The 19368-nt window shown below is 41.4% G+C and carries 20 protein-coding genes and 3 tRNA genes; 13 read left to right on the forward strand and 10 right to left on the reverse strand.

What is annotated here, in order from left to right; genetic code table 11:
- Positions 1-26: 26 nt before the first annotated feature.
- The 3 genes from ruvX to recN all read right to left on the reverse strand — a co-directional run bounded on the left by ruvX (position 27) and on the right by recN (position 2814).
- A complete protein-coding gene (gene ruvX, locus AC07M3_RS09235) occupies positions 27-467 on the reverse strand; it encodes a Holliday junction resolvase RuvX (RefSeq protein WP_002115066.1) in 441 nt (146 codons plus the stop codon).
- Positions 467-1021, reverse strand: coding sequence for a YqgE/AlgH family protein (locus AC07M3_RS09240; RefSeq protein ID WP_003654562.1), 555 nt, complete (start codon positions 1019-1021; stop codon positions 467-469). Before AC07M3_RS09240 ends, ruvX begins: the two co-directional genes overlap by 1 nt.
- 125 nt (positions 1022-1146) lie before the next feature.
- Positions 1147-2814 carry a DNA repair protein RecN gene (gene recN / locus AC07M3_RS09245; RefSeq protein ID WP_056483137.1) on the reverse strand — a complete coding sequence of 556 codons (1668 nt, stop codon included), beginning with the start codon at positions 2812-2814 and terminating at the stop codon, positions 1147-1149.
- Between the two features lie 114 nt (positions 2815-2928).
- On the opposite strand from recN, the gene AC07M3_RS09250 reads away from it, so the two are divergent.
- The 4 genes from AC07M3_RS09250 to AC07M3_RS09265 all read left to right on the forward strand — a co-directional run bounded on the left by AC07M3_RS09250 (position 2929) and on the right by AC07M3_RS09265 (position 6444).
- Positions 2929-4239 (forward strand): tetratricopeptide repeat protein, encoded by a 1311-nt coding sequence (locus AC07M3_RS09250; RefSeq protein WP_494567137.1) that lies wholly within the window; start codon positions 2929-2931, stop codon positions 4237-4239.
- A 76-nt stretch (positions 4240-4315) separates the two neighbouring features.
- Positions 4316-4642, forward strand: coding sequence for a pyrimidine/purine nucleoside phosphorylase (gene ppnP, locus AC07M3_RS09255; protein WP_003654567.1), 327 nt, complete (start codon positions 4316-4318; stop codon positions 4640-4642).
- Positions 4643-4744: 102 nt separating this feature from the next.
- Positions 4745-5494 (forward strand): 23S rRNA (guanosine(2251)-2'-O)-methyltransferase RlmB, encoded by a 750-nt coding sequence (gene rlmB, locus AC07M3_RS09260; RefSeq protein WP_494567138.1) that lies wholly within the window; start codon positions 4745-4747, stop codon positions 5492-5494.
- 35 nt (positions 5495-5529) lie between these two features.
- Positions 5530-6444, forward strand: a complete 915-nt coding sequence (locus tag AC07M3_RS09265) for a DMT family transporter (RefSeq protein ID WP_004640840.1) — start codon at positions 5530-5532, stop codon at positions 6442-6444.
- Here AC07M3_RS09265 and coaE read toward each other — a convergent pair.
- The 4 genes from coaE to pilB are packed head-to-tail and all read right to left on the reverse strand — an operon-like array spanning position 6441 to position 10865.
- Positions 6441-7037 carry a dephospho-CoA kinase gene (coaE, locus tag AC07M3_RS09270; RefSeq protein ID WP_004640841.1) on the reverse strand — a complete coding sequence of 199 codons (597 nt, stop codon included), beginning with the start codon at positions 7035-7037 and terminating at the stop codon, positions 6441-6443. The two genes, AC07M3_RS09265 and coaE, sit on opposite strands and share 4 nt — an antisense overlap.
- 1 nt (position 7038) lies before the next feature.
- Positions 7039-7899: a prepilin peptidase gene (locus tag AC07M3_RS09275; RefSeq protein ID WP_494567139.1), complete on the reverse strand. Its 861-nt coding sequence runs from the start codon at positions 7897-7899 to the stop codon at positions 7039-7041.
- The gene (locus AC07M3_RS09280; RefSeq protein ID WP_198496440.1) at positions 7899-9125 is read right to left on the reverse strand and encodes a type II secretion system F family protein; all 1227 of its coding nucleotides are present in this window, start codon (positions 9123-9125) and stop codon (positions 7899-7901) included. The genes AC07M3_RS09275 and AC07M3_RS09280 overlap by 1 nt, the downstream gene beginning before the upstream one ends.
- Positions 9126-9152: 27 nt before the next feature.
- A complete protein-coding gene (gene pilB / locus AC07M3_RS09285; RefSeq protein ID WP_494567140.1) occupies positions 9153-10865 on the reverse strand; it encodes a type IV-A pilus assembly ATPase PilB in 1713 nt (570 codons plus the stop codon).
- 291 nt (positions 10866-11156) lie between these two features.
- On the opposite strand from pilB, the gene tpiA reads away from it, so the two are divergent.
- From tpiA to AC07M3_RS09330, 9 genes are all read left to right on the forward strand, one after another.
- Positions 11157-11951, forward strand: a complete 795-nt coding sequence (gene tpiA, locus AC07M3_RS09290; protein ID WP_092710026.1) for a triose-phosphate isomerase — start codon at positions 11157-11159, stop codon at positions 11949-11951.
- Positions 11952-11963: 12 nt separating this feature from the next.
- Complete coding sequence (gene secG / locus AC07M3_RS09295) at positions 11964-12293, forward strand: preprotein translocase subunit SecG (protein ID WP_092710024.1); 330 nt, start codon at positions 11964-11966, stop codon at positions 12291-12293.
- Between the two features lie 56 nt (positions 12294-12349).
- Positions 12350-12434: transfer RNA gene (locus AC07M3_RS09300), tRNA-Leu, on the forward strand.
- A gap of 40 nt (positions 12435-12474) precedes the next feature.
- A tRNA-Met gene (locus AC07M3_RS09305) sits at positions 12475-12551 on the forward strand.
- Between the two features lie 89 nt (positions 12552-12640).
- A tRNA-Met gene (locus tag AC07M3_RS09310) sits at positions 12641-12717 on the forward strand.
- A gap of 215 nt (positions 12718-12932) precedes the next feature.
- On the forward strand, positions 12933-13457 hold the full coding sequence (gene rimP, locus AC07M3_RS09315; protein WP_003654583.1) for a ribosome maturation factor RimP: 525 nt from the start codon (positions 12933-12935) through the stop codon (positions 13455-13457).
- Between the two features lie 37 nt (positions 13458-13494).
- Positions 13495-14979 carry a transcription termination factor NusA gene (gene nusA, locus AC07M3_RS09320; RefSeq protein WP_003654584.1) on the forward strand — a complete coding sequence of 495 codons (1485 nt, stop codon included), beginning with the start codon at positions 13495-13497 and terminating at the stop codon, positions 14977-14979.
- A gap of 10 nt (positions 14980-14989) precedes the next feature.
- A complete protein-coding gene (gene infB / locus AC07M3_RS09325) occupies positions 14990-17689 on the forward strand; it encodes a translation initiation factor IF-2 (RefSeq protein ID WP_198496444.1) in 2700 nt (899 codons plus the stop codon).
- On the forward strand, positions 17689-18090 hold the full coding sequence (locus AC07M3_RS09330; RefSeq protein ID WP_003654587.1) for a ribosome-binding factor A: 402 nt from the start codon (positions 17689-17691) through the stop codon (positions 18088-18090). The genes infB and AC07M3_RS09330 overlap by 1 nt, the downstream gene beginning before the upstream one ends.
- 60 nt (positions 18091-18150) lie before the next feature.
- Here the strand turns inward: AC07M3_RS09330 and AC07M3_RS09335 are convergent, their stop codons facing one another.
- The 3 genes from AC07M3_RS09335 to AC07M3_RS09345 are packed head-to-tail and all read right to left on the reverse strand — an operon-like array spanning position 18151 to position 19367.
- Positions 18151-18555: a Na+/H+ antiporter subunit G gene (locus tag AC07M3_RS09335; RefSeq protein WP_005037179.1), complete on the reverse strand. Its 405-nt coding sequence runs from the start codon at positions 18553-18555 to the stop codon at positions 18151-18153.
- A gap of 12 nt (positions 18556-18567) precedes the next feature.
- Positions 18568-18843, reverse strand: a complete 276-nt coding sequence (locus AC07M3_RS09340; RefSeq protein ID WP_005037177.1) for a monovalent cation/H+ antiporter subunit F — start codon at positions 18841-18843, stop codon at positions 18568-18570.
- Complete coding sequence (locus AC07M3_RS09345; RefSeq protein ID WP_494567141.1) at positions 18840-19367, reverse strand: Na+/H+ antiporter subunit E; 528 nt, start codon at positions 19365-19367, stop codon at positions 18840-18842. Before AC07M3_RS09345 ends, AC07M3_RS09340 begins: the two co-directional genes overlap by 4 nt.
- Position 19368: the final 1 nt, after the last annotated feature.

The raw sequence follows: 19368 nt of genomic DNA on the forward strand, positions 1-19368 counted from the left end.
TTTAGCCTTCCTTCTTTTTTTAAATCTTAGGGTGTTAAACCGACTGGATTTCGATACCAACTCTGAATGAGTAGTGCAGCTGCAAAACTATCTGCTGATAGCTTTTTTGCTCGACCTTGTTCTTGGTAAAAACCTAACTCTTCTCTCGCTTCACGTGTCGTTAAACGCTCATCTACCATTAAGGTTTCTATGTTGGTTTGATGACGTAAACGTCTCGCAAATTTGCGAGCACGTGTAGAAAGTTCTGACTCGCTATCGTCCATATTTAGGGGAAGGCCAACCAAAAATAAATCGGGTTGCCATTCTTTCACGATTTTTAAGAGCTGATCCCAGTTCGGGATACCATCTTTCATGACAAATAGAGGGAGAGGGTTGGCACTTTCAATTGAAGACTGGCCAATCGCCATTCCCATTTTTTGAGTGCCAAAGTCAAAAGCCATAATCGATTTTGATTGTGTTTCGGTCATTAAGCGTGTCCGATTTCAGATGCTAGCCACGCACGATCTACACCAATTTTTTTATAAGCTGCATCCCAACGATCGTCATAAGGTAGGTTAAAAATCAGATCCATATCGGCATCACAAATGAGCCAGTCACCACGCGTAATTTCGTCTTCTAACTGGTTTTTGCTCCAGCTCGCATAGCCTAATGCAATTTGGTATCGACCTACACCTTCGTTATGAGCAATCGCATCAAGAATATCTTTACTGGTCGTAATACAAACATTTTCACCTACAGCAATAGATGAATGCCATGTTGGTTGCCCAGTATGGAGAACAAATCCAGCTTCAGGACGTAAAGGACCACCTTGTAAAACCGCATGTGGATTTACATTGTCAGCTTCAATGTCGAGATCATTGAGTAATTCTTTAATTTGAATACCGGAAGGACGATTAATAATAATGCCTTGAGCACCTTCCTCATCATGACGAGCAAGATAAATTACAGTGTTTGCGAAAAAGTCATCTGCCATTTCTGGCGGGGCAATCAGACAACGGTGAGTCAGGTATTGTTTGGTCACCTAAGCGGTTCTCCCTCAAAAAATGTCACTAGAGGGCCTCTCGACCCTTTTATCTATATAGGTTCTTTTTATCAACATACAAGAGTTAATCGGATTTCGCCAATCTTTTTCTCTCATTTTCTTTATTAATTTGAAGAAGCCTGAAATTTAAGTTGGCGTAATTGTTTTGCGTGCTGCAAGGTTGTTTCATTAATTTCAACACCACCTGACATGCGAGCTAACTCAAAAATGATTTGATTTTCATCAAGTTCTATAATTGTACTGCTGGCTGGGTCAGTTTGTTGTTTTTTCACTAATAAATGCTGATCAGATTGTGCAGCAACTTGTGCTTGGTGAGTAATACATAGGAGCTGGACATGTTGCGCTAAGTCGGCAAGTAAACGTCCCACAACTTCTGCGGTGCCGCCACTAATCCCGACATCAATTTCATCAAATACCAAAACTTCGGATTCGGTTTTTTCAGCATTCATGACTTGCATCACGAGTGCAATACGAGAAAGTTCACCACCAGAGGCCACTCGTGCCAGTGGTTGTGGAGGAATACCTTTATTGGCAGTAAATAAAAGTTGAATAAAGCTTAAACCCTCTGCACCTGGTTGTTCTAATGGTTCGAACTTAAACTCGAAGTGTGCTTCTGGTAACGCTAAAGGTTTCACTTGTTCAGTTAATTGTTTAGCAAGCGGAGCGGCAGCTTCACGACGAATATTGTCTAAATGCTGAGCTTTTTCTAAAAACTCCTCATGCGACTTTTCAACTTGCTCTGCCAGTGTTTCTGGGTCTTCAAGTTGATGTAGTTGCTCAAGCTCACGTTGCCAAGCTTCATATTCTTCTTTAAGTGTTTCCGGTTGAGTCCGATATTTGCGTGCCAGACGATGAAAAACCTCAAGTTTAGAGTTGAGCTCTTCCATTCGCTCTGGATCAAAGCTCTGACGATCAATAAATTGACGCAAGTTCGCCGTTGCATCATCTATTTCACTTTGAGCATTCAGCAAAGAGTTATAAATTTCAGAAAGTTGATCACTACGCCCGGCATGAGATTCTAGACGGCGAATAATCGAAGACATTTCTTGAGTAATATTCTGCTCAGCTTCATCTAAAACATTTAAGCTATAGCTACAGTCTTGCATGATATGTTCATGATGACTGAGACGATCAAATTCTTGCTCAATTTCTTTATAGTCCGTTTGAATGACGTCTTCGAGTTCTTCGATTTGATGCTCTAAAGTGCCAATACGCTGCAAACGTGTTGCTTGTGCATCCAAGGCTGCTTGGTGCAAACGAATCGTGCGTTGCCACATACTATAGGCTTCACGTACATCATTCGCTTCAACATAAAAATTGTTATAACGATCTAGCCAATGCTTTGGATATGGTGGCTCAAGAAGCTGCTGCTGGCTGTGTTGACTATAGAGTTGAACGAGCAAACGGCCCAATTCTTTGAGTTCAGATAAACTGCTAGGGCGGCCATTGACCCATGCTTTACTACGTCCAGTTGCAAAAATAACACGGCGTAAATGAATTTCCCCAGAATCATCATCTAGCTCGTGTTCTTGTAGCCATTTTTCTTCAGGGCTATTATTTTGATAGGTAAAAACAGCGGTGATATCCGCTTTGTCTGAACCATAACGGACATAATTCGTATCGGTACGTTCCCCTAGACAGGCAGAAAGTGCATCCAGTAATAATGATTTTCCGGCACCTGTTTCGCCTGTTAGAACATTAAATCCTTGTTCTATATCAATAGCTAAATGATCAGCTAATGCAAAATTAATTAAAGTTAAATGTGTGAGCATAAACGCATCCAACGCGCCAAATTATGGGTTAAAGATAGAGAAGTTTTGAATTTGCTACAAGTGATCTATTATTCTAACTGAAATTATAGAACAGCAAGATTGCGGATATTTACAATGAAAAAAACATTAAGCTTACCGAAACCACCGATAGGGATGATTAACCGTCATAAAAAAAACAATCCTGCGGAAATGAATAAAATTTTAAATCAACATTTTAATGCATTTAAACAGGCTGCCGCACAAGGCGATTATGCCAAAGCTTATCAACATGTTAAACAGGCTGTTAATTTAGTTCCCAAGCATCCGGGAGCATTATCCGATTTGGCATATACAGAGCTACGCTTACGCCGTTATAACGATGCCTATCAACACTATTTGCAAGCGATTCAGGCGAGTGGTTCCGCTGTAAATACAAATTTATATGATGGATTAACAGAAGTTTGTCATCATTTAAATAAAAAAGAAGAAACAATAAAATTTGGACGCTTGGCAATTACAACAAAAAAAGAACTCGTTAAGAGTGAGCCTGTTTTTCCGATTCCAAATCATGCACCTCCTGAGTTTAGTTCAAATCCTCAAGAAAATATTATTGCCTTTTCATTGTTTGGAGCAAACCCGCGTTATTGTGAAACTTCTATTTTAAATACTGAGTTAGCCAAACAAGTTTATCCAGAGTGGACGTGCCGATTTTATGTCGATGATACCGTTCCAGTGCTTGTGCAACAGCGTTTAAAAGAGAAGGGTGCGCAAGTGGTACCAGTGACGGACTCTCAAAAACAACTATCAGGGCTATTCTGGCGTTTTTTTGTGATGGATGATCCGACAATTAAGCGTTTTCTTATACGTGATGCCGACTCGATTGTATCGCACCGTGAAAAGGCGGCTGTAGATGCGTGGCTCAAGAGTGAGAAGTGGTTTCATTTAATGCGAGATAACTATTCTCATACTGAGCTAATTTTGGCTGGAATGTGGGGCGGATGTACCGGGATTTTTCATAATATTGAAGCACATATCAGAGATTATGTTGCCACCGGACGTTATCTGGATAATCGGGTAATGGATCAGCATTATTTGCGTTATTGTATTTGGCCGACTTTAAAACAGAGCGTGCTTATACATGATAGTCAGCAATTTGATTCAGATGCTCTCGATTTTCCAGCGTATGATCTGGTGTTAATGCAAAATGACAGTGAAAATTTTCATGTAGGAATGAATGACGGTTCACCGGTAGTTGCTACAGCAGTTGCCCATCCAACAGCGCAAAGAGTGTGTTGGGTACTCCTAGATGAAAATCAGGTCGAAGTTTGCAGATACGATGCAATTGTGTCGAATAGTCGAAATATTGAGATTAATTTACCTCATGCTTTTGCCAAAAAAATTCAGGCCGAGCAGTGGAAATTACAAGTCTATCCGTATGAAAACTGATTGATTAGTTATTTAGGCACAATTAAACTACATTCATCATAATTTATATAAATATAGCATTATCTGGAGAATGTGCATGAGTACAAACCAATTTGATCATGTAACGGTCATCAAAAAATCAAACGTTTATTTTGGTGGAGCATGTATCAGCCATACCGTGCAATTTGAAGATGGAACGAAAAAAACACTAGGTGTTATTTTGCCGACTGAGCAAGCCTTAACTTTTGAAACGCATGTCCCTGAGCGTATGGAAATTATTTCAGGTGAATGTCGCGTAACAATTGCGGACAGTAATGAAAGTGAATTGTTCCGTGCAGGCCAATCATTTTACGTGCCTGGAAATAGCGTTTTTAAAATCGAAACTGATGAAGTCCTCGATTACGTGTGCCATTTAGAAGGCTAAGAAATTCCTGTTCAAATCGGGTACACTATGCCCAAAGAAATCCTGTGAAGTTGGCTTTGCAGGATTTTTATTTTTTTGCTCAAACGTTGTTAGAGGTCATGCATGGCAAAACAGGAATATTATTATGGCGTTCATTCAGTGGAGTCATTGCTAGAACTTGAGCCGGAGCGTGTGCTAACCCTGTTTACTTTAAAAGGACGGGATGATCAGCGTTTGCAAAAGATTTTGCAATTGGCAGAGCCTTTTGGAATCAGTGTACAAAAAGCAAGCCGCGATAGTCTTGAAAAACTTGCAGGTCTACCATTTCATCAAGGCGTAGTTGCAGCAGTGCGTCCGCATCCTGTCTTAAATGAGCAAGATCTTGATCAAATCTTAAGTGAAACTCCAGATGCCTTGTTGTTGGCATTAGATCAGGTAACAGACCCACATAACTTAGGGGCTTGTATTCGTACTGCCGCTGCGATGGGTGTGCAAGCAGTCATCGTTCCTCGTGATCGTGCGGCAAGTTTAACGCCAACTGCTCGTAAAGTTGCAGCGGGTGGGGCCGAGAAAGTTAAATTCATTCAAGTCACAAATTTAGCTCGTACATTGGCTCATCTTAAAGAAACAACTCATGTGCGTGTGATTGGCACCATGCTTGATGAAAGTGCGTTACCACTTCAAAAATGCGATTTTTCTGGCCCAGTCGTGATTGTGATGGGAGCTGAAGATACCGGTTTGCGTCCTATTACACAGGCACAATGTGATCATAAAGTTTATATTCCGATGGCAGGAAATCTACAAAGTCTAAATGTCAGTGTAGCGACTGGTATGGCTCTTTATGAGGCTTGCTGCCAGCGTTCTGAGGTATAATTTAGCTGCCTTTCTAGTTTTTAAGTCATCTTGATATGTCTCCCCGTAAGCAAGGTTATTTCTTTGTATTGGTGACCATGTGCATTTGGGGCGGGTTTACGCTTTTTGCCCGTTTAAATGCACAGTGGCACATCAGTGCTTGGGATATTGCCGCACTGCGCTTCGCTATAGCCTTCTTAATTTTAATGCCTATTCTGATCTATAAAAAAGATCTCGCTTTTTTATGGAGTAAGCATGCGGTTATTCTGGCCTTGATTGGTGGGGTCATTTATTGTCTTACCGTCTATACCGCTTTTCTCTATGCTCCCGCCGCTCACGCTGCAATTTTCTTAAATGGCTGTATCCCAATTTGTACTGCGTTCGCAGCATATATTTTATTTAGACAACCATTTGATAAACATACATGGGCTAGTCTGGCAATCATGATCGCTGCTTTAGGTCTCATGAGCGTTTTGATGCTGCAAGGTAATGCTTCTGCTTTTGGAATAGGTGATCTGCTACTTTTTATTAGTGCGATTTGGTGGGGTATTTTCACTGTGTTACTTAAACAGTGGAAACTGTCTGCATGGCACTCAATGGCAAGTGTTGCGATTTGGTCTGCAATTATTTATTTGCCCATCTATGTTTTATTTTTGCCTAAGCATTTTATGGAAGTCAGTCCTGTTCATTTAGCCATACAAGGCATTTTCCATGGTGTGTTCGTAGTCATTATTGCAACTTTGACTTATGTGGCAGCCATTCAGCGACTTGGTGCTTTTAAAACTGGAAGCATTGTCACTTTGGCGCCTTTTATTGCAGCCATATTGGCCGTACCTCTGTTAGGGGAGGCGTTAAGCCCATCGATTGTCGTAGGTTTAGTTGGAATGGGAGTAGGTGCCTTACAACCTTGGCGATGGTTCCGACCAGATAGCTTGGCACAAAAAATTAAACAGCAAAATGAGCCAGATTAGTCTGTACGTTTCAAATAACTTTGATGTAAAGGCTCTAATTGTTGATGTAAATGTTCAAGTAAACCGTCATTAAACACAATGTCATTGGCAAGTTCGCGTTTTCGCTCACGTGGCATTTGCGCCGCAATAATTTTCTGAATTTGTTCTTGGTTTTGCCCATCGCGTTGGCTTGCACGCTGAATTTGAGTTTGTTCACTCGCATCAACTAATAACGTGTGATTAACCAATTCATGCTGGTTAGTTTCAAATAGCAATGGTGAAACTAAAATCACATAAGTGCTACGCGGATTTTGCAATTGTTGAATAATAGATTGGCGGATTGCAGGATGAGTGATTTGCTCAAGTGTATGGCGTGCTTGTGGATTTTGAAAAATATACTCGCGTAGGGCACGACGATCTAGGCTTCCATCAGGTTGAAGTACCCAATCTCCAAAAGTTTGTTGAATTTTTTGAAGGGCAGGTTGGCCTTTTTCAACCACTTCGCGCGCAACGATGTCGGCATCGACGACTTGTATTCCTTGGGATTCAAACCATTGTGTTGCAGCAGATTTCCCGCTACCAATTCCACCTGTGACTCCCAGAATAAAAGCCATTTTAACCTCCCAAATAGATTTTCATAATATGATCACCCCATAAAAAGGCAACCCAGCCTGCAATGGCAATATACGGCCCAAAGGCAAAGGGCTGATTGTCATTGCGTAATTTTAGTAAAATGATGCCAATAATTGCACCTAGTAAAGATGACAATAGCACAATTAATGGCAGCATCAATGGCCCCATCCATGCACCTAATGCCGCAAGCAACTTAAAGTCGCCGTAGCCCATGCCTTCTTTGCCGGTAATTACTTTAAATAGGTAATACACAATCCACAGGCATAAAAAACCAATTAAGTAACCCCAAATGGCTGAGGTGGGTGTGGTGTAGATGCTAAAGGTATTAATGCCTAAACCCAGTGCGGCCAAAGGTAAGGTAAAGCGGTCAGGTAGCAGCTGAGTATCAAAGTCTATAAATGTTAAAGCAATTAAAACCCAAGTCAGGACTAGTCCAAAAAGCATTTGTATGGTTGGGCCAAACACCATGACCACAACTAGTGAACATGCCATTGTTAATAGTTCGATGGCTGGGTAGCGCATGCTAATTGCGTGTTCACAATGCCCACATTTACCTTTTAAAAGTAGCCAACTTATGACAGGAATATTTTGATACCAACGGATGGGCTGATGGCATTGGGGGCATGATGAAGCGGGCTTACTTAATGTTAGCTTTTCATGGTCAATGATTGGTTGTTCAGGATTGAGTAACATTTGACATTCTTGCTGCCAATCTTGTTCCATCATTTTTGGGGTGCGATAAATCACCACATTCAAAAAGCTACCAATACACAGGCTCAATAGTGCAACTGCAATATAAAGTGCAGTTAAGTTTTGAATAAAATAAGCAATAATTTCTTGCATTACACGACTGAGCCCATTTGGAAAATTGGAAGATACATAGCAATAACCAGACCGCCTACAAGTACCCCTAAGATTGCCATAATTAAAGGTTCCATCATTGAAGTTAAGCCATCAACGGCATTATCAACTTCATTTTCATAGTAGGTGGCAACTTTGTCGAGCATGCTGTCTAGTGCACCAGATTCTTCACCAATTGCGACCATTTGTATAGCCATAGATGGAAAACGATTTGAAACGCGCATCGCAAATTGGAGTTGTTGACCTGTTGCAACATCTTCACGAATTTTCATTACAGCTTGTTCATAAATAACATTATTGGTTGCACCAGCTGTTGATTCAAGGGCATCAATGAGCGGAACACCTGCTGCAAAAGTGGTTGCTAAAGTACGGCTGTAGCGGGCAATAATCGCCTTGTAAACAAGATCACCAAAGATAGGTAACTTAAGCGTGAGTTTGTCTAAACCATCACGGAATTTTTTACTGCGCTTTTTAGCTTCCATAAAAGCAGCAATAATTGCACCAATCACAATAATCATAATGAACCAGTATTCCTGCATCCATTTCGACATATTTACAACCATTTGTGTAAACGCAGGCAAATCTGCGCCAAAGGAAGAAAACAGGTCTTGGAAGACAGGAACTACTTTAACCATCAAAATAATAGTCACAACCACAGCAACCACAATAACCGTTGCTGGGTATTTCATGGCTTTCTTAATTTTCTGCTTAAGCAACTCACTTTTTTCTTTGTAAATTGCCACGCGGTCCAGCATGGTTTCAAGCGCACCAGACTGTTCGCCAGACTCTACAAGAGAACAAAACAGTTTGTCGAAGTGCTGAGGATACTTTCTTAAAGCTGAGGCAAAAGTACCGCCACCTTCAACTTCACCTTTAATACCGAGCACCACCTCGCGCATCGCTGGGTTTTCTAAACCTTCCGCCACAATTTCAAAGCCTTGTACCAGTGGAACACCAGCTTTCATCATGGTTGCAAGTTGTCGGGTAAAAATCGTGATATCGAGCGTTGATACTTTTTTCTTAAATAAACCTTCAAGAATATTTTTACGCTTTTCCCGAATATTACGGACAGTTACACCTTGTTTGCGTAGGGTTACTTTAGCTAAAGCCATATTTTTAGCTGGAAGTTCCCCCTTAATTTTTACGCCTTTACGGTCAACCCCTTCATAAGCAAAAGTCGGCATCAACTGTGCCTTTTTGACAGTCATGACATTATCCTTATTTTAAATTGTCTTTTATTCACTGGTCACGCGGTTGACTTCTTGTAAAGAAGTAACACCTTGCATGACTTTCTTTAAACCTGAGCGACGCAGATTACTAAACCCCAATTTTTCAGAAGCAGCAGCGATTTCTAAAGCGTTGCCGTCTTCCATAATAATCTTGGAAATCTCAGGTGTGACTTTCATTACCTCATAAATACCTACTCGACCTTTGTAACCCTCACGACATTCAGGACAACCGACCGGTTGAAAAACTTGAAAATCGGGATGTGTTAGATCTTGTTCGGTAAAACCCATTTCTAATAGGCTTTGTTTAGGAATGTCACTAGGCACCTTACATTGAGGGCATAATCGACGTGCCAAACGTTGAGCAATAACCAAATTGACCGATGTCGCAATATTAAAAGATGGAACTCCCATATTGCGTAGACGAGTAAGTGTTTCAGGGGCACTGTTAGTATGTAGTGTGGACATTACCATATGGCCCGTCTGAGCAGCTTTAATCGCGATTTCAGCTGTTTCTAAATCACGAATCTCACCGACCATAATAATGTCAGGGTCCTGACGTAAAAATGATTTAAGTGCAGCCGAAAAAGTAAGACCTACTTTAGGGTTCACGTTAACCTGATTAATGCCTTCGAGGTTAATTTCGACTGGATCTTCGGCAGTAGAAATATTGGAGCTTTCAGTATTTAAAATGTTGAGGCCCGTATATAAGGATACTGTTTTACCAGAACCTGTAGGACCAGTAATTAAAAGCATACCTTGTGGCTTATCTAATGCTTCCATAAAGAGTGCTTTTTGCTCTTCTTCATATCCTAGAGCATCAATTCCCAGCATGGCACTAGACGGATCGAGAATACGTAGAACTAGCTTTTCACCAAATAAGGTCGGAAGAGAGTTCACACGAAAATCAATTGCTTTAGATTTCGATAGCTTGAGTTTGATACGACCATCTTGAGGAACACGCTTTTCGGAAATGTCCATTTGAGACATCACTTTTAAGCGTGAAGCCAAACGGTTAGCCAGTTGCAAAGGCGGATTTGCAATCTGACGCAAAACGCCATCGACCCGATAACGGACCCGATACGATTTCTCATAGGGTTCGAAATGCAAGTCTGAAGCCCCCATACGAATCGCATCTATTAATAACTTGTTAACATATTTAACAATAGGTGCTTCATCGCCCTGAGGAGTGTCATCATCCTCTTCTGGAGCGGTTGAGGTATCAAGATCTACATCCAGATCAAACTCTTCATCACTAAATTCGAAACTACTTTCTTCAGTAAATTGCTGCGCCAGAATTTTCTCAAGTTTATGGTGCTCGACAATAACCGGCTCAACCATAAGCTTGCTGTTGAAGCGAATAGCATCAATAGCATCAACATTGCTGGGATTACTGGTTGCAACATATAAAATCTGTCCTCTTTGTACGAGAGGCAAGACCCGATGTTTTAAAATCAGTTTCTGGTCGACCAAATCTTTAGGAATCTGGCTGGTATCGTAAACGTCCAGATCAAAATATGGTTCAGCAAATTCAATAGAAATTGTTTCAGCTAATAAAGAAGGGGAGAGATGAACCTCTTCAATCAGGTACGAAACTGTATCCTGTTTAGCTCTTTTTGCTGCATCTAATGCTGTTTGCATGGTCGCTGCCGACACATGTTTTTCTTCGACTAATCGTCGAAAAAACCCCGAAAATTTTGGAGATGTATGTATGACTGACATCTGCCTACCTGTGCTCATATGTTTATAATTGGTATATAAAAAATTATACTTTTGTTATCTAAAATTACTACCTGAGAAAATGATGCTCTCGTCTTGATCCGCTTATCAAAGCTTGAACCAGTCGAAGTTTTTATTCATTAATTTTTAAAAGCTAAGGCTTTGGGCTCAATAAAGTTTTATTACTGATTTCAAATAGTAGAAAAGATATGAGCAACCCCGTTAAAGAAAAGTATCTGAAATTTGTAGAAATGCGTGTAGAATGTGCTGCATTTTTGATGAAAGGTGAGCCGTATGTCGGGTTCGACGATTACGCCTTGGGTAGTTGGCAACTGGAAAATGAACCCAATGCGTGCCAATGCCAAACAACTTATAGAAGAATTTAAACAACTATTGCAACAAAACCAAATTGCAGATGAAAGCTGCCATGTCGGGGTTGCTCCAGTTTCTATTGCACTTGCAATGGTACAAACACAATTGCAAGATGCTGCAAGAACAGTATATACAGTTGCACAAGATGTATCGCGTGTAGCAGGTACAGGCGCCTATACTGGTGAAGTCAGTGCAGAATTATTAAAAGATAGCCAAATTAATTTTGTATTGGTGGGTCACTCTGAACGCCGTGATTTATTAGGTGATAACGTTGAAACTTTGAAGGCAAAACTCCAAAATTCTTTAAATGCAGGCTTAACTGTCATTTATTGTGTGGGTGAAAGTCTCGAACAGCGTGAACAAGATTTGGCAGAGCAGGTTGTATTGCAACAAATCTGTGATATAGCTCCTGTAGTTACCGCAGAACAATGGCAAAAGCAAATTGTAATTGCTTATGAGCCAATCTGGGCAATTGGTACAGGTAAAACTGCTTCACCACAAGATGCACAGGCAATGCATGCTAAAATCCGTGAAGGTTTAAGTCAGATTACTTCAGCGGGTCCAGACATTGCGATTTTATATGGCGGTAGTGTAAAAGCTGAAAATGCAGTCGAGTTGGCAGCATGTCCAGATATTAATGGCGCGTTGGTTGGAGGTGCTTCGTTAAATGCAGCATCTTTTTATCAAATCGTAGAAGCCTTTGCACAAAGTAAATAACGAGGATAGGGTATGCACTCTTTTGTACTGATCGTACATATTATTTTAGCGGTACTGATGATTGGCTTGATTCTAGTGCAACACGGTAAAGGTGCGGATGCGGGTGCCTCTTTTGGCGGCGGCGGAGCAGCCACTGTATTTGGTGCATCGGGTTCAGCTAACTTCCTTACTCGCCTTACTGCTGTGTTAACAGCCTTGTTTTTTGTGACTAGTTTAACCCTAGCTGTTTTTGCGAAAAAGCAAACTACAGAGGCTTATAGTTTAAAAACTGTACAAACTACCGCGCCAACACCAAGCACATTGCCTGAAACTTCGCCAACTGCACCAAAAACCAGTCAATAATTCGAAATAGGGCTTTCCTTTTGTGGTGGGAAGCACTAGAATGCGTCCCACAAGCTGCGGTGGTGGTGGAATTGGTAGACACGCTACCTTGAGGTGGTAGTGCCTTCGGGCGTGGGGGTTCAAGTCCCCCCTTCCGCACCAGCTTTTAACCAGAAAGTTGATGCGTGTGGTTTGTTTTTGTTGCGGGATGGAGCAGTCTGGTAGCTCGTCGGGCTCATAACCCGAAGGTCGTTGGTTCAAATCCAGCTCCCGCTACCAATTTGATTAAGGTGCAACTTAATCAGGCAAATATCTAGTAAGTTTACATTGACTTTATTTGATATTTGTATATAATTTTTGCACGTTGTTGCGGGATGGAGCAGTCTGGTAGCTCGTCGGGCTCATAACCCGAAGGTCGTTGGTTCAAATCCAGCTCCCGCTACCAAGTTTCTTAAAAGAGGCTCACAAACAAGTGGGCCTTTTTGCACAGTGGACTATTGTTTTCTGTGCAAGACAGGGGCGATTAACGCCCTTTTTTATTGGTTATCGTATCGCTATCGTGTAGTTTCGACATCAATTGGTCAAATAGTCATGCTTCACTATAGTAGGTCTGTGTCGGTTAAAACAACCGATTGAATCGCACGAGAATGACGAGAGTAAATGAAATTATCAAATAAATCCCAAGCATTGCATGACTTAATTGTTCCTGCAGTACAAGCATGTGGTGTCGACCTTTGGGGAATCGAGTTTCTCCCACAAGGCAAACGTTCATTATTGCGTATTTATATCGACAAAGCGGTAAGTGAAGATGCTGAGCCTGTACTTGATGAAGATGGCGAAGTAGAACAAGGCCGTGGTATTGGTGTACAAGATTGTGTGCGTGTAACACAACAAGTCGGCGCAATGCTGGATGTTCATGATCCAATTTCAGGTGAGTATTCATTAGAAGTTTCTTCCCCGGGCTGGGATCGTCCATTTTTTCAACTAGAACAGTTACAAGGCTACATTGGACAACAAATTGCTTTGCGTTTGATTGCAGCAGTAGAAAACCGTCGTAAATTTCAAGCAAAACTTATCGCAGTAGACCTTGAAAATGAAGAAATTCAGGTTGAAGTTGATGGGCAGCATGTGCTTGAGATCGACAGCAACAATATCGATAAAGCAAACTTGATCTATCAAGATTAAATTTATTTAAATTTTATAAGAAATCGGTAGGTGACTTATGGGCCGCGAAATTCTTACCGTTGTTGAAACGGTTAGTAATGAAAAAGGTGTTAGTCGTGAAGCGATCTTCGAGGCTTTAGAACAAGCTCTAGTTGCCGCAACGAAGAAAAGATTTTACGAAGGTACGCATGCTGAAGAAGCTCAGCTTCGTGTAGAAATTGATCGTAAAACTGGTGATTACAGTACGTTCCGTCAATGGACTGTTGTGGCAGATGAAGATCATGAAATGCCAGCTTGCCAAGATGCGATTTCTGACCTTGACCCATCTAAATGGTCAATTGGTGATGTACGTGAACTCGAAGTAGAATCTATTGAGTTTGGTCGTATCGCTGCACAAATTGCAAAACAAGTTATTGTACAAAAAATTCGTGAAGCTGAGCGTGCTTTAGTTGCTGATGCATACGAGTCTAAAGTTGGTGAGTTGATTTACGGTGAAGTGAAAAAACAAACCAAAGATGGCTTTATTATCGATTTAGGCGACAACGCAGAAGCTTATCTTGCGCGCGAAGAAATGATTCCTAAAGAAATTCTTCGTCCAAAACAACGTATGAACGCTATTTTATACAATGTGAACCGTGAAGGTCGTGGCGCTCAGTTGTTGTTATCACGCGCTAAGCCTGAAATGTTAATTGCTTTAATGAAAAAAGAAATTCCTGAGATTTCTGAAGAAATTATTGAAATTAAAGCAGCGGCACGTCAACCAGGCGTTCGTGCTAAAATTGCAGTGAAAACAAATGACCATCGTATTGACCCTGTCGGTGCATGTATTGGTATGCGTGGTACGCGTATTCAAGCAGTACAACAAGAGTTAAACGGTGAACGTATTGATGTAGTGGTCTGGTCTGATGATCCAGCTCAGTACATTGCAAGTGCATTAGAACCAGCTGATGTTTCAGGCATCGTGCTTGATGAAGATGCAAGAAGTGCCGATATTATTTTTGCAACCAGCGATCAATTGGCTCGTGCGATTGGCTCACAAGGCCAGAACGTTCGCTTAGCTTCTGATTTAACTGGCTACAAACTCGACATGATGCTTGAAGAAGAGTATCGTGCTCGTCAGCAAAATGAAGCTCAGCAATATCTTGACATGTTTGTATCACGTCTCGATATTGAAGAAGATTTAGCAATGGCATTGGTGGAAATGGGCTTTACCTCTTTAGAAGAGATTGCTTATGTTCCAGCTGAAACTTTTGACGAAATTGAGCTTGATGCTGAATTGGTTGAGTTATTGCAAAGTCGTGCAAAAGAAGCAGCACTTACTGATGCTTTGAAACAGCAAGAAAATATTCAAGAACCGAGCGCAGACCTTCTAACTATGGAAGGCATGACTTCTGAGATCGCTTACTCGCTTGCCGCGCGCGGTATTATTACTGTCGACGATTTGGCAGATCAGGCTACTGATGATATCTCTGATATTGAAGGTCTTGATCATGAAAAAGCAGGTCAATTGATCATGAAAGCTCGCGAATCATGGTTTAACTAGGAGATGAAATATGACGGACAAGTCGATTAAAGAGTTAGCTCTCAGTGTAGAACGTCCTGTTGAGAAGCTCCTAGAACAGGCTCGTGAAGCAGGTTTGCCTCAACGTACAGCAGACGATATTATTACCACTGAACAACAGGATACTTTAGTCAATCATTTGAAAAAAGTGCATGGTCAGGAAAGTGGTAACACAGGAAAAATTGCGTTGAAACGTAAAACAACCAGTACCGCTAAAGTTGCAAGTACTTCAGGTAAAGCAAAAACAATTAACGTAGAAGTACGTAAAAAACAGGTTTTTGCTAAACCAAACCCTGAACAAATTGCAGCTGAAGCTAAAGCACGTGCAGAAGCTGAAGCTAAAACACGTGTAGAACAGCAAACGCGTGACACTGCACAGCAAAACGCGCGTCTTCAAACAGAGCAAAAAGCAAAAGCAACTTTAGATGCTATGCGTGTTGCTCATCAACAAGATAGCGCTGCACAGACAGCTCCTAAAGCTGCTGTAGTCGTGAAAAGACGTGGTGGTGGTACAGTAAAACCTGCACCAAAACCAGCAGAAACATTAGAGCAAAAGAAAGCGCGTGAAGCACAAACAGCTCAGTTAAAAGCGACTGAAGAAGCTGCGCGTCGTAAAGCGGCTGAAGAAGCTCAGCAACGTACACTTGAACAAATGCGCAAAATGGCGTCTAAGTATTCAAATGACGAAGCTACTACTACAATTCGTGTGATTGATGACTCTCCACTTGCTTCAGGTCTAGTTGGCCAGGCTTATGAAGATTCATTTAAGCAAGAAGACCGTGAAATTAAACGCGGTGGCGCAACTACTAACCCACGTGCGGGTAAAAAAGGTGGTCGTCGTGGTCAAGAAGAGCAAAGCTTTGTTAACCATAACAAACGCGGTTTAAAATCAAGCCAAGCAAATAAGCATGGATTTGAAAAGCCAGTTAAAAAGCAAGTTTATGATGTAGAAATCGGTTCAAGCATTGTTGTTGCCGATCTTGCTCAAAAAATGGCGATTAAAGTACGTGAAGTTATCAAATCACTTATGAAAATGGGTGAGTTGGTTAATCAAGAACAAGCTATTGATCAAGATATAGCAGCACTTGTTGTTGAAGAAATGGGCCATAACCCTGTTTTAGTTTCTGATACACAAGCGGAAGATAACTTGCTTGAAGCGGCTGAAGAAGCACGTGGTGAGCAAACAACTCGTCCGCCAGTTGTTACCATTATGGGTCACGTTGACCATGGTAAAACATCATTGCTTGACCGTATCCGTCGTTCGAAAGTGGCGGCAGGCGAAGCAGGTGGTATTACCCAGCATATTGGTGCATATCACGTTGAAACAGACAAAGGAATCATTACATTCCTTGATACACCAGGACATGCTGCGTTTACTTCAATGCGTGCACGTGGTGCTAAAGCAACGGATATCGTTGTATTGGTTGTTGCAGCAGATGACGGTGTAATGCCACAAACTGCAGAAGCAATTGACCATGCGCGTGCAGCAGGTACTCCAATTATTGTTGCAATCAACAAAATGGATAAAGAATCTGCTGATGTAGACCGTGTGTTAAATGAATTAACAACGAAACAAATCGTTCCAGAAGAATGGGGTGGTGATGTTCCGATTGCTAAGGTTTCTGCACACAGTGGACAAGGTATTGATGAACTCCTTGATTTAATTCTTATTCAGTCAGAATTGATGGAATTAAAAGCATCTGCTGAAGGTGCTGCGCAAGGTGTTGTTATTGAAGCGCGTGTTGATAAAGGCCGTGGTGCAGTAACTTCTATTCTTGTTCAAAACGGTACATTAAACATTGGTGACCTTGTTCTTGCAGGTTCATCATATGGTCGTGTCCGTGCAATGTCTGATGAAAATGGTAAGCCTATTAAATCAGCAGGACCATCTATTCCAGTAGAAATTCTGGGTCTTCCAGATGCTCCAATGGCAGGTGATGAAGTTCTTGTTGTAAATGACGAGAAGAAAGCACGTGAAGTTGCGGATGCTCGTGCTGACCGTGAACGTCAAAAACGTATTGATCGTCAAAGCGCAATGCGTCTTGAAAATATCATGTCGTCAATGGGCAAAAAAGATGTTCCTACAGTGAACGTTGTTTTAAGAACTGACGTACGTGGTACTTTAGAAGCATTGAATGCAGCTTTACATGAATTATCTACTGATGAAGTAAAAGTTCGTGTAATTAGTTCGGGTGTTGGTGCGATTACTGAGTCTGATGTGATTCTTGCTGAATCTTCAGAAGCTGTATTGTTGGGCTTTAACGTTCGTGCTGATACGACTGCTCGTCAGAGAAGTGATCAAGACGGTATCGATATTCGTTACTACAGCATCATCTATGAATTGATTGATGATGTGAAAGATGCCATGAGTGGTAAACTTGCTCCTGAACATCGTGAAACTATCTTAGGTGTTGCTGAAGTACGTGAAGTATTCCACTCAAGTAAGTTTGGTGCAGCAGCAGGCTGTATGGTACTTGAAGGTGTATTGCATCGTAATAAGCCGATTCGCGTATTACGTGATGACGTGGTTGTGTTCCAAGGTGAGCTTGAATCTCTTCGTCGCTATAAAGAAGTGGTTGAAGAAGTTCGTGCCGGTATGGAATGTGGTCTTGCGGTGAAAGGTTATAAAGACATCAAAGTGAAAGATAAGATCGAAGTCTATGATGTTCAATTGATTAAACGGAGTCTTTAATGGCGGGTAGCCAACGCTTAAAGCGCATGGCGGATTCAGTACAACGTGAGTTGTCTGAGCTGATCCGTCAGGAGCTTAAAGATCCTCGCTTAGGTGGTCTAGTGACCATCTCTGCGGTGAAAGTCAGTGCAGACATGGGTTATGCTGAAGTTTATGTCACTGTAATGGGACGTGAGCTTGGTGATGAGCAAAGTGAAGCAGCAAATAAAGAAACTTTAGACGTATTAAATAAAGCTTCTGGTTTCTTGCGTCATGAATTGAGCCGTCGTATCAAGACACGTATTACGCCAAGATTGCGTTTCCATTATGATAAGACTAATGCGTATGGTAACTATATGTTTGGTCTGATCGAGAAAGCGGTAAATGATTTACCGAAACGCGAGTCAGATGACGAACAGTAATATAAATTAAAAATAAAAAAGCCACCTTTGGGTGGCTTTTTTATTGGTTGGTTTTTTCGCCTACTCTTTAGGAGGGTCCATAGGAGGTTTATTTTGCGAGAAACGCTGTCCAATTTTATAACGATCCCAAGGCAAAGGGCGTTCAATTGCTTCAGGAACTTCTCCACTAAGCGAGCGCAAACGTAAATGTAGCGCAGCTTGAGCAATTAAATTTGCTGAAACCGGTGCGGTAATAAAAGCTAAAAGTGTAATCAGTAGCTCGGCAAAACCAAAGCGACCTTGAAAAGCAAAAAAGATCATGGAAGCAATCAAGAAGCTGCCTAATCCTAACGTACTCGATTTTGTGGGTGCATGTAAGCGCATGAATAAGTCAGGTAAGCGGACCATACCAATTGAGCCGACTAACATAAAGAAAGCGCCAAAAACCAGAAAGACCGAAACAATAATTTCCATTACAAACTGCATTTTGATCTCTCCTTAATCGACAACATGGCCGGTTGTGAAGTAACGAGCTAAAGCTGCTGTAGACACGAAGCCTAGCATAGCAACCAATAGCGCTCCTTCAAATAAAGAGGTCGTCATCCAGTAAATGCCTAGCACAACAATGAGGCAAGTTGCATTTAAGAAAAGAGTATCGAGTGCTAAAAGTCGATCTACAATTGATGGACCGATTACCATTCGGAAAAGACAAAGTAGCATAGAGATTGTAATGGCAATTAAGCTAATACCTAGAGCATAGGGTAGGATTGTCATACACTTGCCTCCGTTTCGCTTTTTACATCAAAAATTTCCATAAGTGGAATTTCATAGCGTTGTTTGATATCTTGAATGTCAGATTCGGTATCATCCGTGCTCAAGGCGTGAACCAAAATATCTCCACGTTCCTGATCAATACCCGCAGAGACAGTACCTGGCGTTGTCGTAATGATCATCGCCAGTAATGTATTGACCTGCTCATGTTCCGTTTCTAGTGGCACACGATACCATTTAGGGTGTAAATTTTTGGTAGGCCCTAAAACGAGCTTTGCTACTCGAAAGTTAGAAATGACAATATCCCAAAGAACTACAAAGCATAATTTAACAGCAGGTTTCCAGTGAATATGCGGTGTGCGGGTAATGAACGGTTTGACTAAACGAGGAATAATCAAGCCTAAAAGCACAGCCGTCAAAAGATCACTGGCATCAAGACTATGTGACAGCATGAGCCAAAACAAAACAATAAGAACTGAAACAAATGGATGTGGAAACCAGCGTTCAAGCAAATGAGATAACTGCATT

The organism is Acinetobacter sp. GW821-FHT09D10 (assembly GCF_059416285.1).